At 73.2% G+C, this 12,727-nt stretch carries 13 protein-coding genes; 4 read left to right on the forward strand and 9 right to left on the reverse strand.

Annotated features, from left to right (window positions below; all coding sequences use genetic code 11):
- The first annotated feature begins 100 nt into the window (after window positions 1-100).
- Window positions 101-1,501: a hypothetical protein gene (locus OG811_RS28600; RefSeq protein ID WP_406070155.1), complete on the forward strand. Its 1,401-nt coding sequence runs from the start codon at window positions 101-103 to the stop codon at window positions 1,499-1,501.
- Window positions 1,502-1,570: 69 nt separating this feature from the next.
- Here OG811_RS28600 and OG811_RS28605 read toward each other — a convergent pair whose 3' ends face one another.
- Window positions 1,571-2,635 carry an NAD-dependent epimerase/dehydratase family protein gene (locus tag OG811_RS28605; RefSeq protein WP_406070156.1) on the reverse strand — a complete coding sequence of 355 codons (1,065 nt, stop codon included), beginning with the start codon at window positions 2,633-2,635 and terminating at the stop codon, window positions 1,571-1,573.
- A 135-nt stretch (window positions 2,636-2,770) separates the two neighbouring features.
- On the opposite strand from OG811_RS28605, the gene OG811_RS28610 reads away from it, so the two are divergent.
- Both OG811_RS28610 and OG811_RS28615 read left to right on the forward strand, forming a co-directional pair.
- Entirely contained in the window at window positions 2,771-4,129 is a 1,359-nt protein-coding gene (locus tag OG811_RS28610; RefSeq protein WP_406075961.1) for a molybdopterin-dependent oxidoreductase, read from the forward strand.
- Window positions 4,122-4,595 (forward strand): hypothetical protein, encoded by a 474-nt coding sequence (locus tag OG811_RS28615; protein WP_406070157.1) that lies wholly within the window; start codon window positions 4,122-4,124, stop codon window positions 4,593-4,595. The genes OG811_RS28610 and OG811_RS28615 overlap by 8 nt, the downstream gene beginning before the upstream one ends.
- Here the strand turns inward: OG811_RS28615 and OG811_RS28620 are convergent.
- From OG811_RS28620 to OG811_RS28650, 7 genes are all read right to left on the reverse strand, one after another.
- Complete coding sequence (locus tag OG811_RS28620) at window positions 4,562-5,260, reverse strand: RibD family protein (protein ID WP_406070159.1); 699 nt, start codon at window positions 5,258-5,260, stop codon at window positions 4,562-4,564. The genes OG811_RS28615 and OG811_RS28620 overlap by 34 nt on opposite strands.
- A complete protein-coding gene (gene ribA / locus OG811_RS28625; RefSeq protein ID WP_406070161.1) occupies window positions 5,257-5,940 on the reverse strand; it encodes a GTP cyclohydrolase II in 684 nt (227 codons plus the stop codon). The genes OG811_RS28620 and ribA overlap by 4 nt, the downstream gene beginning before the upstream one ends.
- 57 nt (window positions 5,941-5,997) lie before the next feature.
- Complete coding sequence (locus OG811_RS28630) at window positions 5,998-6,933, reverse strand: lysylphosphatidylglycerol synthase transmembrane domain-containing protein (protein WP_406070163.1); 936 nt, start codon at window positions 6,931-6,933, stop codon at window positions 5,998-6,000.
- Between the two features lie 65 nt (window positions 6,934-6,998).
- Window positions 6,999-7,817, reverse strand: coding sequence for a class I SAM-dependent methyltransferase (locus OG811_RS28635; RefSeq protein WP_406070164.1), 819 nt, complete (start codon window positions 7,815-7,817; stop codon window positions 6,999-7,001).
- Window positions 7,814-8,842 (reverse strand): glycosyltransferase family 4 protein, encoded by a 1,029-nt coding sequence (locus OG811_RS28640; protein ID WP_406075962.1) that lies wholly within the window; start codon window positions 8,840-8,842, stop codon window positions 7,814-7,816. Before OG811_RS28640 ends, OG811_RS28635 begins: the two co-directional genes overlap by 4 nt.
- A 62-nt stretch (window positions 8,843-8,904) precedes the next feature.
- Window positions 8,905-9,303: a 6-pyruvoyl trahydropterin synthase family protein gene (locus OG811_RS28645; RefSeq protein WP_406070166.1), complete on the reverse strand. Its 399-nt coding sequence runs from the start codon at window positions 9,301-9,303 to the stop codon at window positions 8,905-8,907.
- 2 nt (window positions 9,304-9,305) lie between these two features.
- Window positions 9,306-10,289 carry a dehydrogenase gene (locus OG811_RS28650; protein WP_406070168.1) on the reverse strand — a complete coding sequence of 328 codons (984 nt, stop codon included), beginning with the start codon at window positions 10,287-10,289 and terminating at the stop codon, window positions 9,306-9,308.
- Between the two features lie 109 nt (window positions 10,290-10,398).
- On the opposite strand from OG811_RS28650, the gene argJ reads away from it, so the two are divergent.
- On the forward strand, window positions 10,399-11,808 hold the full coding sequence (argJ, locus tag OG811_RS28655) for a bifunctional glutamate N-acetyltransferase/amino-acid acetyltransferase ArgJ (RefSeq protein WP_406070170.1): 1,410 nt from the start codon (window positions 10,399-10,401) through the stop codon (window positions 11,806-11,808).
- A gap of 66 nt (window positions 11,809-11,874) precedes the next feature.
- On the opposite strand, the gene OG811_RS28660 is transcribed toward argJ, so the two are convergent.
- On the reverse strand, window positions 11,875-12,720 hold the full coding sequence (locus OG811_RS28660) for an EamA family transporter (protein ID WP_406070172.1): 846 nt from the start codon (window positions 12,718-12,720) through the stop codon (window positions 11,875-11,877).
- Between the last annotated feature and the right edge of the window lie 7 nt (window positions 12,721-12,727).

Consider the following 12,727-nt stretch of genomic DNA (forward strand, 5'->3'; position numbering starts at 1 on the left):
GCTTACCGAACACTTACCACCTGCGCGATTCTTACCGTCCGGTGACGGGCCGGCGGTTCCGCTCCGCAGCGGCCAGCGTTCGCCGTACCGTCCGGTGGTCATGACCTCGACCACCGCTCCCCCTGCCACTCCCGGACGGACGCCGACCCGCCGCTCCCCCGGCGACCTGCTGGTGCTGGGCGTGGAGGTGGCGCTGCTCGCGATGGCCGTGCTGGTGGGGGCGCTGTCCAATGCGCGCGGCACCGGCCTGCACGCCGACGCCGCCCCGCTCTACGGGACCTGGGGACCGCACGTCGGCTGGGGCAGCCCGGCCGCGCTGCTGGTCGCGATCGCGGTGGTGGGCTGGGGTACGCGGTTGGCCCGGACCGTCCGGTGGGGCGCCCTTCTGGTCACCGCGTGGTTGGCGGCCGTGGCGTGGACGGTGTCGTTGGCCCTGGTGGACGGCTGGTCCACGGGGCTGGCCCGGCGGCTCACCCCACAGGCCGAGTATCTGCACGAGGTCCCCGGGGTCACCGACATCCCCGCGATGCTGGCCGGGTTCACCGGCCGGATCCTGGATTTCCAGCCGGACGCCTGGTCCACCCACACCGCCGGGCATCCCCCGGGCGCGCTGCTGATCTTCGTCTGGCTGGACCGGGTCGGCCTGGGTGGGGGCGCCGCCGCCGGGTTGGCCTGCGTGCTGGTCGGGGCCACGGTGGCGGTGACCGTGCCGGTGACTCTGCGGGCGCTCGGCGCGGCCGACGCGGCCCGCGCGGTCATCCCGTTCCTGGTGCTGCTGCCGGGTGCGGTCTGGGTGGGCGCCTCCGCCGACGGGATCTTCGCCGCCGTGGTCGCCGCCGGCCTGGCCCTGCTGGCCGTGGGCGGCCGGGGCACCGCCGCGGTCGGCGGCGCGGTGCTCGGCTTCGCGCTACACCTGTCGTACGGATTCCTGCTGGTCGGAGTGTTGGCGCTGGCCGTGCTGGCGCTGCGCCGTACCCACCGGTGGGGCGCGCTGCTCGCCGCCTGCGCCGGGGTGGCCACCGTGACCGGGGTCTTCGTCGGCGCCGGTTTTCAGTGGTGGGTCGGCTACCAACTGGTGGTCGAGCGGTACTACCAGGGCTGGGCGGCCGACCGCCCGTACGGCTACTGGGTGTGGGCCAACCTGGCCGCGCTGCTGCTCAGCGCCGGGCCGGTGCTCGGGCCGGCGCTGCGCCGGGTGCTGCTGGCCGCCAAGTCACAATGGCCGCCGCCGCGCGGCTGGCGGGCCGTCGGCCGGCTGGCCATACCGGCGCTGCGCGGCGCCGGCCCGACTGTGCTGCTGCCGCTGGCGGCCGGGGTCGCGGTGCTCGGCGCGGACCTGTCCGGGCTGAGCAAGGCCGAGGTGGAGCGGATCTGGCTGCCGTTCGCCGTGTGGCTGCTGGTGGCCACCGCCTGGTTGCCGGCGGGGTCGCGACGCTGGTGGCTGGCCGGGCAGGCGATCACCGCGCTGGCCGTCAACCACCTGGTCTGGACGGTGTCCTAGCCAGCGGGTCGACGCACGGCGCACCCTGGTCGCCGTCCTCGGCCTGATCCCGCCCGCCCGGCCGGCGGGTCAGCCGACGACGGCGGCTGGTTCGCGCAGTGGGTCGGTGGCGAAGCCGGCAACCCCTTCGGCGAAGCCGACCCGGGCGGTGTAACCGAGGAGGTCGGCGGCCCGGCGCGGGTCGGCCACCACGTGCCGCACATCGGCCGCCCGGGCACCGCCAACCACCTGCGGGGCTGGCCCACCCATCGCCTCGGCCAGGGTGACCGCCAACTCCCCGACGGTGTGCGGCTCGCCCGAGCAGACGTTCACCGGCATCAGGGTGGCCGGCGGCGCGGTGCTGGTCAGGGCCAGCAGGTTGGCGCGCGCCACGTCGGTGACGTGCACGAAGTCACGCCGTTGCCGGCCGTCCTCCAGCACCCGGGGGGCCTTCCCGGCGGCCAACGCGGACCGGAAGATCGACGCGACCCCGGCGTACGGGGTGTCGCGGGGCATTCGGGGGCCGTAGACGTTGTGGTAGCGCAGCGCCCAGACCGCGCCGCCGGTCTGCCGGGCCCATGCCGCGGCCAGGTGTTCCTGGGCGAGTTTGCTCGCCGCGTACGTGCTGCGGGGTTCGAGTGGTGCGTCCTCGGGCACCAGCACCGGGTCGAGGCCGAGGTCGCAGCGCGGACAGGTCGGGTCGTACCGGCCGGCCGCCACGTCCTCAGGTCGTCGGGGCGTGGGACGCACCGTGCCGTGGCCGGGGCAGGTGTAGCGCCCCTCGCCGTAGACCACCATCGAGCTGGCCAGCACCAGGCGTCCGATGCCGGCCCGGTGCAGGGCGGTCAGCAGCACCGCCGTGCCGTAGTCGTTGTGCGTGACGTAGTCGGGAGCGTCCGACGGGTCCAGGCCGTGCCCGACCATCGCCGCCTGGTGGCAGACCGCGTCCACCCCGGTCAGCAGTCGGTCCAGCAGCGGGCCGTCGCGGACGTCCCCGCGGACCACGTCGTGTCGTCGCGACCAGGCGGGCAGCTCCCCGCCGTGCGCCTGGGGCAGCAGCGCGTCCAGCGCCACCACCTCGTGCCCCTGCTCGATGAGCAGGTCGACGACCTGCGATCCGATGAAACCGGCCGCGCCGGTGACCAGTACCCGCATTCCGGTCACGGTAGGGCGGTTCGGGTGCCCGGCGGGCCGGTTCGGGTGACCCGTAAGGAGTTCACAACAGCTGGCGGCCCGGTAAGCGTTCGGTAATGCGGTAAACCCGTCCGCGCCGGACCCGCGCGGTTTAGCCTGCCCGCAGTGCACCCGCCGCCGACCCACGACAGCGAGGAAGGAGCCGCGGTGTCCCCGAGCAGATCCGGTCGACGCGACGGCGTGCGAAAGCCACCGGGGGTGGACGCGGTCGAGCGGAGCTGGCGCAGCCCGCTGCGCGGTCCCTGGCTCACGGCCGTTTACGGATCGGTGCTGCTGATCGCACTGCCCCTGGTGATCATCACCGGGTTGCTGGACTACGCCGCCTACGGCCCCCGGTTCGACCAGGCATTCCCGCCGAACGTGGGCTGGTTGCGGCTACCCCCGTTCGATTGGCCGACCCGGCCGTCCTGGCTGTTCCAGGTCACCCAGGGGCTGCACGTGATGCTCGGGATCGTCCTCATCCCGGTGGTGCTGGCCAAACTTTGGTCGGTGATCCCGAAGCTGTTCGCCTGGCCGCCGGCCCGCTCGCTGGCTCAGGTGTTGGAGCGGCTCACCCTGTTGTTTCTGGTCGGCGGGATCCTGTTCCAGATCGCCACCGGCCTGCTGAACATCCAGTACTCCTACATCTTCGGCTTCGACTTCTACACCGCCCACTACTTCGGCGCCTGGATCTTCACCGGGGCATTCGTGGCGCACGTGGTCATCAAGTTTCCCCGGCTGCTGACCGCGCTGCGGTCCCGCCCGCTCGGCGCGGAGCTGCGTACCCCTCGCGCGGCGACCCGACCCGAGCCGCCGGACCCGGACGGCCTGGTCGCCCCGGAACCCGGGCCGGCCACCCTCAGCCGACGCGGTGCGGTCGGCCTCGTCGGCGGCGGTGCGCTGCTGCTGGGCGCGCTGACCATCGGGGAGAGCCTGGACGGTCCCCTGCGCCACACCGCGCTGCTGCTGCCCCGGGGCCGGCAGCACGGCCCCGGGCCGAACGGCTTCCCGGTCAACCGCACCATCGCCGCCGCTGGGGTACGCCCCGAGCAGACCGGCGCCGGCTGGCGACTGACCCTGCGCGGCGGCGGCGGACGGACCGTGACCCTGGACCGGCCTGGGCTGCTGGCCATGGCACAGCACACCGCCACGCTGCCGATCGCCTGTGTGGAGGGTTGGTCGACCCGGCAGACCTGGACGGGGGTACGGCTACGCGACCTGGCTGCGCTCGCCGGTGTCCCCGACCCGACCTCCGCACGGGTGTCGTCGATGGAGCGGGCTGGGCTGTTCCGCACGGCGGTCCTCGCCCCCAACCAGGTCCTCGACCCGGATTCGCTGCTCGCCCTGCGGGTCAACGGCGTCGACCTCTCCCCCGATCACGGCTACCCGGCCCGGGTCATCGTGCCGGCCCTGCCCGGGGTGCACTGCACGAAGTGGGTCGTCGAGATCGACTTCCAGGAGCGGGTCAATGGCTGACCGGCTACGGGCCGGCTACGGCGCCGCGCCCTGGCACCTGATCATGGTCACGGCCGCCACCGTGCTCGCCGGCTGGGTGGCGCTGCGCGTGGCCGGGGAGGCGACAGCCGGCCGGATGCTGCTCTGGTTCCTCGGCGCGGTCATCGCCCACGACCTGGTGCTCTTCCCGGTGTACGCGGCCGTCGACCGCGTGCTGCGTCGGCTGGTGCGCGGCCGGGTCGCCCTGCTCAACCACCTGCGGGTGCCAGCGCTCGGCAGCGCCCTGCTGTTCCTCGTCTACTCCCCCGGCATCCTCCGTCTGGGCGAGACCACCCACCTCGCAGCCACCGGCCAGGACCAGCGGCCCTACCTGGCCCACTGGATACTCCTGAGCGCAGCCCTCTTCGTCCTCAGCGCGCTGACGTACGCCATCCGCGCCCTCGCGCGCGGGCGTCAGGTTTCGCCGAAGCGGTCGGAGAGGGCGTAGCGGAGCAGGACCACGTCGCCGATCTGGCGGGCCTCGGCCAGCCGGGCCCGGCGACCCGGGTGCCAGGGGAAGCTCCCCTCGCCGACGAACCGGGGCGCCCGGCCGTCGCCGACGAAGAACGGGGCGACCACCAGGTGCAACTCGTCGGCGAGACCGGCGGCGAGGAACTGGGCGTGCACCGTCCCGCCACCCTCCACCATCAGCCGCCGTACGCCCCGCGCGACCAGGTCGGCCAGGACCCATCCAGGCTCGACCGGCTCGCCCGCGTCGATCACGGTGGCCAGTCCCCCGACACGTTCCTGGGTCTTCTCCAGCGCGCCCGTGGCGCTGTAGACGAGCCGGGCCGCATCGCCGGCGGTGAAGAACCGGGCGGTCGGGTCGAGGTCCCCCCGGGCGGTCAGAGTGACCTTGGTGGGCGAGGCGGGCCGGCCAGCCGCCACCCGCTCGGCCCGGCGGCTCGGGGAGCGCACCAGCAGCCGGGGATCGTCGCGGCGGACCGTGCCGGCGCCGACCAGGATCGCGTCGCAGCTGGCCCGGACCGCGTCGACCCGGTCCAGGTCGTCGTCGTTGGACAGCAACAGCCGCTGGTCGGAGGCGTCGTCGATGTATCCGTCGATCGAGGTGGCGCAACTCAGCAGCACGTACGGCCGCGTCGAGCAGCTCATTGGGAGATGGGCCGGTCGGGGGTACGCTCCGCGAGCGCCTCCGCCGCCTCGGTCTGCGCCGCCTTGGCCGCCTTGGCCGCCAGGTAGTCGGCGTTGGCCGGGGAGAGGAAGACGCCGGTGGGCACCCGTTCGGCGACGTCCACACCCAGCCGGGTCAACTGCTCGGCCTTGTCCGGGTTGCTGCTCAGCAGTCGGACCCGTGGCACGCCCAGCGTGGCCAGCATCTGCGCGGCGACGGTGTAGTCGCGCTCGTCCTCACCCCGGCCCAGCGCGACGTTGGCCTGGTAGGTGTCCAGCCCGGCGTCCTGCAGCGCGTACGCGTCGAGTTTGGCGTACAGGCCGATGCCACGGCCCTCCTGCCGCAGATAGAGCAGGAAACCACCGGTCTCGGCGATCCGCTGCACCGCCTCGCGCAACTGCGGCCCGCAGTCGCAGCGTTGGCTGCCGAACACGTCGCCCGTCAGGCATTCGCTGTGCGGACGGACCAGTGGGGGTTCGCCCCCGACGGCGAGCCGGTCGAGTGCGCCCGCCCAGTCGCCGAGGCCGAGGGCGAGGTGCTCCCGACCGTCCACCAGGCCCTTGAACGAGAACACCCGGACGGTCGTGGCGTAGCCGTCGGAAAACGTCAGCGGCACCGTGACCTGCGTACGGATCGTGGCGACCGGCAATGCTTCGGGCATGGGACTCCTCTGTCCGGCGTCACCGACGCGCGGCGACGCGTACGTCTCACCACCGACTCAACAGCCGCCGTCGGAGGCGGCTTCCCGGGTGACCGGAATTCGGTTCCGCCGGGTCAACAGCACGGCGGCGCCAGGCAGGCTCGCCACCAGCACCAGTGCACCGTAGACGGTGGCGGTGGCGACACCCTGGGCCGCGCTCAGCCCGGCCGCGCCGAACACCCACGCGGCCACTCCCTCGCGCGGTCCGAAACCGGCGACGTTCAGCGGCAGGCCCATGGCGAGCAGGGCGAGCAGCGTCAACGGCAGCAGCCGCGACAGGGGGGCGTCCGATCCGGCGGTGCGGGCGGCCACCAGGAAGGTGGCCAGGTGACCGGCGACCATCACGGCGGAGGCGATCAGCACGCCGAGCCAGGTGCGCCGGGCCAGCAGCCCGGACCGCACGTCCGCCACGGCGGTACGCAACGCCCGCGCCCATCGTGAGTGACCTGCGGTCGGCACGACCCGGGCCAGCAGCACGGCGACCAGCGCGCCCGCGACGAGCAGCGCGGCGGCGGCCGGCAGGTACGGCCGCACCGGGGACGGGAACGCGGCGAGCACCACCAGCGCGACTCCCATCAGGACCACCTGCCCGGCGGTACGCTCCCAGATCACCGCGCGGATGCCCCGGCTGACGTCACCGGCGTCGCGGCCGTGGCGTACCGCCCGGTGCACGTCGCCGAGCACCCCGCCGGGCAGCGTGGCGTTGAGGAACACCGCCCGGTAGCAGTGTGCCACCGCGGTCGTCAGCGGCAGGCGCACGCCCAGACCGCCGGCGACCAGGCTCCAGCGCCAGGCCGCGCAGACCGTGGTGAGCACCCCGATGACCAGCGCCGCGGCCAGTGCCGGCGCGTCGATCAGCCGCAACCCGGCGAGAAACGGGCCGCCACCCACCTGCCACAGCAGGACGGCGAGCAGACTCCCCCCGCCGACCACTCGTGCCCAGGCCCAGAACATCGGCGCCGGCCTCCCCTTGAAGATCGTCCACTTGCCCTAGTGCACGTACCCGGGGCGTGAACGGTTCATCCACCCGCGAGGAGGTCACTGTGCTCGACCAGCACGGTGAGCCGGCCGGCCGCCGCGTCGGCGAGCCGGCGCTGGGCGTACGCCTGGGCCGCTCCGGTCAGGTCGGGGCGCTGCGCGCAGGCCGCGCCCAGCCAGCCCCGGAACCATTCGGCGGCCAGGTCGGCCTGCTCCGGGCCGAGGTGCCACGGGCTGGGCCGCTCCCGGACGTCGACGCCTCGCCGGGTGAACGCGGCGGCGGTGGCGGCGGCGGCGTCCGGGCCGAGCAGTCGCCGGCCGTCGACGGTACGCCGCTGATGCTCGTTGAACGCGGCCTCGACCGCCGCGTCTAACGGATCGGCCGGGGTGAGCCGGACCCGCCCGGTCACCGAGATCGCGAAGAGGGTGGGTCGGCCGACGCAGGCGGCCACCACCCGATCGATCTCCTCGACGGTGAGCATGTCCAGCAGCGCGGACGCGGTGACCAGGGAACCGTCGGCCAGGTCGGCCGCGGTCAGCCTGGTGAGGTCGCCGCACCGGGTGCTGACGGTGACCGGGGCGCCGTCGGCGGCGGTCACGCCGGTCATGCCCTCGGCGGCGCGGGCCAGCAGGTCGGCGTCCCGGTCATGCAGGATCCAGTGCTGCGGGCCGGACAACCGGGCGGCCAGCCAACGGCTCATCGAGCCGGTGCCACTGCCCAGGTCGTGGATCACCGTGGGGCCGTCACCGGTCAGCCGGGAACGGACGGCGTCCAGCAGGTCCTCGGCACGCGCCGCCGCGTCGGCGGGCTCGCGCAACCGCAGCCAGTCGGCGAACGGCAGGGTCTCCTCGACGGTCATTCCGCCACCTCCATCAGCACGTCGGCCAGCAGCGCGGTCGTCACCGGCCAGTCGGTCAGGGTGTCGCGCCGGGCGAGAGCCGCACGCCGCAGCCGGGCCCGCAGCGCGTCGTCGCCCAACCACCAGCTCAGCGCGCCGGCCAACGCGGCCGGATCGTCCGGCGGGACCAGCAGCCCCGGCAGGTCGCCATCGGGGGCACGGCCGAGTGCCTCCGGTAGGCCGCCCACCTGCGTGCCCAGCACCGGCAGGCCGCGGGCCAGCGCCTCGGTGACGACCATGCCGTATGTCTCGCCCCGCGACGGCAGCACCAGCAGGTCGGCGGCGGCGTACGCGGAGTCGAGCGCCGCGCCGGTCAGCGGGCCGGCCAACCGGACCCGGTCGGCGAGGCCCGCGCCGACGAGCCGGTCGCGCAGCCGATGCACCAGCTCGGGCTCCCGGGTCAGCGTGCCGGCGCAGACCAGCGTCCAGGGTGCCTCGGCCAGGACGGACAGGGCGTCGACCAGCACGTCGTGGCCCTTGTGCCGGGTTACCGCGGCCACGCAGAGCAGCCGGCCGCCGGCGGCCGAGCCGGGGGGCACCGGCGGTGCCGGCGTCACCCCCGGCGGCGCGACCCGGACGCGGTCGGCGGGCAGCGGATGGCGGAGCAGCAGGCGACTGCGGGTCCACTCGCTGGTGGTGACGACGGCCCGGGCGGTGGCCAGCGCTCGCGCCTCGGCCTCGTCGTCGAGCGGCATGTGCACGAGGACGACCAGGCGCAGCCGGCGGGCGTGCGGGGCGAGCAGGTCCGGCACGGCCGAGGCGATCAGGCCGTCGAGCAGCACCACGGCGTCGTCCGGCGCGACGGCCAGCAGCGCGGCCAGCTTCGCCCGGTCGGCCGGGTCGGGGTGCGGCCACGCCCCGGGCACCGCGTGCTCGTGCACCGCCCAGCCGCGCTCGCCGAGGCCCGCACAGATCCGCCGGTCGTAGGTGTTGCCGCCGCTGGGCGCGGCCGGGTCGTCGATGTCACCGGGCAGGACGACGTGCACCGCGCGGCGGTGCTGGTCGAGGTCCGGGGCGACACCGGGCGCGCCGGGCCGTCCCGCGTCGGTCACAGCGACCGTTCGTAGCTGGCCCAGGCGATGTGCGACTCGTGCAGAGTGATCGTGATGCCGGTCAGGTCGCGCGCCCCCGCGCCCAGGTCGCCCGCGTGCACCCGCTCGACAAGTCGGTCCGCGACCGTACGGGCCAGCACCTCCGTGGTGGTGTTCACTCCGGTGAAGGCCGGCTCGTCGTCGAGGTTGCGGTAGGTCAGCTCGCTCAGCACGGCCCGCAGCTGCTCGGTGGCCAGGCCGATGTCGACCACGATGCCGTCGGCGTCCAGGTCGGGCCTCCGGAACGTCGCGTCCACCACGAACGTCGCCCCGTGCAGGCGTTGGGCAGGGCCGAACACGTCGCCCCGGAAACTGTGGGCGATCATCATGTGATCTCGAACGGTCACACTGAACACGGTCACTCCCCGTCGTCGTAGGTGATGAGGTGGCAGAGCGCGGGCAGGTCACCCGTGCTCAGTCTGGCGAGCACGTCGGGCAGTTCCGCGAACCGGGACGCGCCGGTGATCAGCGCGTCGAAGGCCGGATCGTCGAGCAGGTCCAGGGCGAGCGCCAGCCGGTCGGTGTAACTGCGCCGTCCCCGCCGGGCGGGTGCGACCATGCCGACCTGACTGCTGCGTACGGTCAGCCGGCCGGAGTGGAACGCCCCGCCCAGCGACACCTGCACCGGGCGGTCGCCGTACCAGCTCAGCTCGATGACCGTGCCCTCCGGTGCGAGCAGGTCCAGCGAGCGTTGCAGCCCGGCACCAGTGGCGCTGGCGTGCACGACCAGGTCCCGGTCGCCGGTCGCGTCGGCCGGTTGGGCGAACGAGACGCCGAGCGCGCCGGCCACCCCGGCCCGGCGGACGTCGGTGTCGACCAGCTCGACCTGCACGCCGGGGATCCGGGCGACCAGCGCCGCGACGCAGCAGCCCACCATGCCCGCGCCGATCACGCTGACCCGGTCACCGACCAGCGGCGCCGCGTCCCACAGCGCATTGATCGCGGTCTCCACCGTGCCGGCGAGGACCGCGCGGGCGGGCGGCACCCCGTCCGGCACCGGCACCACGGCGGTGGCCGGCACGACGTACGCGCTCTGGTGCGGGTACAGGCAGAACACCGTCCGCCCGAGCAGGTCCGGCGGGCCCTGCTCGACCACGCCGACGCTGAGGTAGCCGTACTTCACCGGGCCGGGGAAGTCGCCCTCCTGAAACGGCGCGCGCATCGCGGCGTACTGGCCGGCGGGCACCCGGCCGGCGAAGACCAGCGTCTCGGTGCCCCGGCTGACCCCTGAGTAGCTGGCCCGGACCAGCACCTCGTCGGGGCCCGGGGTGGGCAGCGACACCGGCCGGATCTCGGCCGCGCCGGGCTCACGCACCCAGCAGGCGTACGCCTCGCGGATCACCGTCGCGCACCTCACCTCTTGCTCCGGGCCGAACCGAACGGCCATGTTTCCGTTTTCCCGGTCAGGGTCGTCGATCATAGACACGGAGGTGCGGTGCCCACAGTTCGACGTGGGACGCCGCAGCGGCAGTTTTTGTGCCGCCGCGCGCGGTCCGCGACGCGAGGTGGTGCTGGGCGGTTCAGGGAACCGAACACCACCCAGCCCCTGGGATCCTCCGGGCGGGCATCCATCGGATAGCTACCCCGTTGATACCGTAGGTGACGAGGGGCGGTCCTCTGTGGCTGCCGTCGATGACCTTCGGCTTCCGCCTGACACCACAACGCAACCGGATCCGAACGTGCCGGCGTCCGTGCGAAGGATGGATGAGTACATGATCGTTCCGCAAGGGTTCCGCGCGGTGGTCGCGAACGCCGGGCTCAAGGAGGACGAGGACGACTTCACCGCCCTGGTCTCCGAGGTGCCCGCGGTCAGCGCCGCGGTGTTCACCCGCTCTCGGTTCGCCGGCCCCAGTGTCGTGCTGAGCCGTTCGGCGGCGCCGGCATCGTCCGCCCGCGGCGTCGTGGTGCTCTCCCGCAACGCGAACGTGGCCACCGGCAAGGAAGGGCTGGAAAACGCCCGCGAGGTGCGGGCCACCGTGGCTCGCGCCGCCGGACTGGACGAAGACGATCTGCTCATCGCGTCAACCGGGGTGATCGGGAAGCAGTATCCGATGCCGAGGGTACGGCAGCGTCTGGCCGAGCTTCGGTGGCCTTTTCCGCCTGCCGATTTCGACCGGGTCGCCCGGGCAATCATGACCACCGACACCACGCCCAAGGTGGTGCGGGTCAGGTGCGGAGCGGCGAGCATCGTCGGCGTCGCGAAAGGCGTCGGCATGATCGAACCGAACATGGCAACCTTGTTGACGTTCTTCTGTACGGACGCCCACATCGAGCCGGTCGACCTGGACCGGGTGTTCCGTTCGGTTATCGCTCGAACGTTCAACGCGGTCAGCATCGACACCGACACCTCCACCAGCGACACCGCGGCCGTCTTCGCCAACGGCCTGGCCGGGCCGGTCGATCTGGAAGAGTTCGAGCAGGCGTTGTACACCGCCGCACTGGACCTGGTGCGGATGGTTGCCCGCGACGGCGAGGGCGCCAGCAAGCTCATCGAGGTGCGGGTGAGCGGCGCCCGGGACGGCGAGCAGGCCAAGCGGGTCGGCAAGGCCATTGTGAACTCACCGCTGGTCAAGACAGCTGTGCACGGCGCGGACCCGAACTGGGGCCGGGTAGCCATGGCGGTCGGCAAGTGCGAGGACGACGAAGACATCGATCAGCAACGGGTACGGATCGGCTTCGGCGGTATCGAGGTCTATCCGGCACAGGCCACCGCTGAGACCCTGGTGCGGCTGCGGCACCACCTGGAAGGCGATGACGTTGTGATCGAGGTCGACCTGGGTATCGGCGACGGCGCTTTCACCGTGTACGGGTGCGACCTCACCGACGGGTACATCCGGATCAACGCTGACTACACCACCTGAGCGACGATGCGTCCCGGCGGTACCCCACGAGGTGCCGCCGGCAGGTGCGTAGCCGAGTCGTGCGGGTCAGCGGGACGCCAACAGGAACACCCCGACCAGCGCCAGGACGACACCGGCCCACTGCACCCGGGTGGCGCGTTCGCGCAACACCACCCGCGCGAGCAGGAGCGTGCTGACCGGGTAGAGCGATGCGAGCAGGCCCACCACGGACAGGTAGCCCGCACGGACGGCCAGCAGATACAGCACGCTCGACAGCATGTCCAGACCACCGGAGAGCAGGGCCAGCAGCACGGTGTTGCGGGGAGCTCTGACCGACCAACGACCGATCGGCCAGGCGAGCACGAGCAGGGTCAACGAGGCGCATCTGGCGGCCACCAGTGGCCACAGCCCCGACCCGTCCCCGGTACGGGACAGCAGCACGAAGAACAGGCCGAATCCGGCGCCGGCCGCCAACGCCCCGGCCACGGTCCGCAGATGCGACTGTCGACCGGGCCGGTCGCCACCTGAGGTGACCGAGACGCACGGGATGGCGATCAGTCCGCAGGCCAGGCCGGCCGCACCGATCACTGACACGGCCTCTCCACCGGCCAGACCGACAAGGACGGGCAGGATCGCGGCCATGGCGGCGGTGGTGGGGGCGACCACGCTCATCACTCCGTGGGCGAGGGAGTGATAGAGCAGCATGGCACCGACACTGCCGGCCAACCCGGCCAGGGCCCCCCAGCCGGCGTCGGCGGCCTTGATGTTTCCGCCGCCAACGGTTCCGACGAACACCACGGCGGTCGCCAGCCCTGCCATGTTCGACCAGAGCACGACGGTCACAGCCGCCGCGCGCTTGGTGGCGAAGCCGCCGACGAAGTCGGCGGCTCCCAAAACCGTTGCCGATGCCAGCGACATCAGAATGCTGAACATGTTCCGC

This window comes from Micromonospora sp. NBC_01638 (genome assembly GCF_045209745.1).
Taxonomy (GTDB): Bacteria; Actinomycetota; Actinomycetes; order Mycobacteriales; family Micromonosporaceae; genus Micromonospora.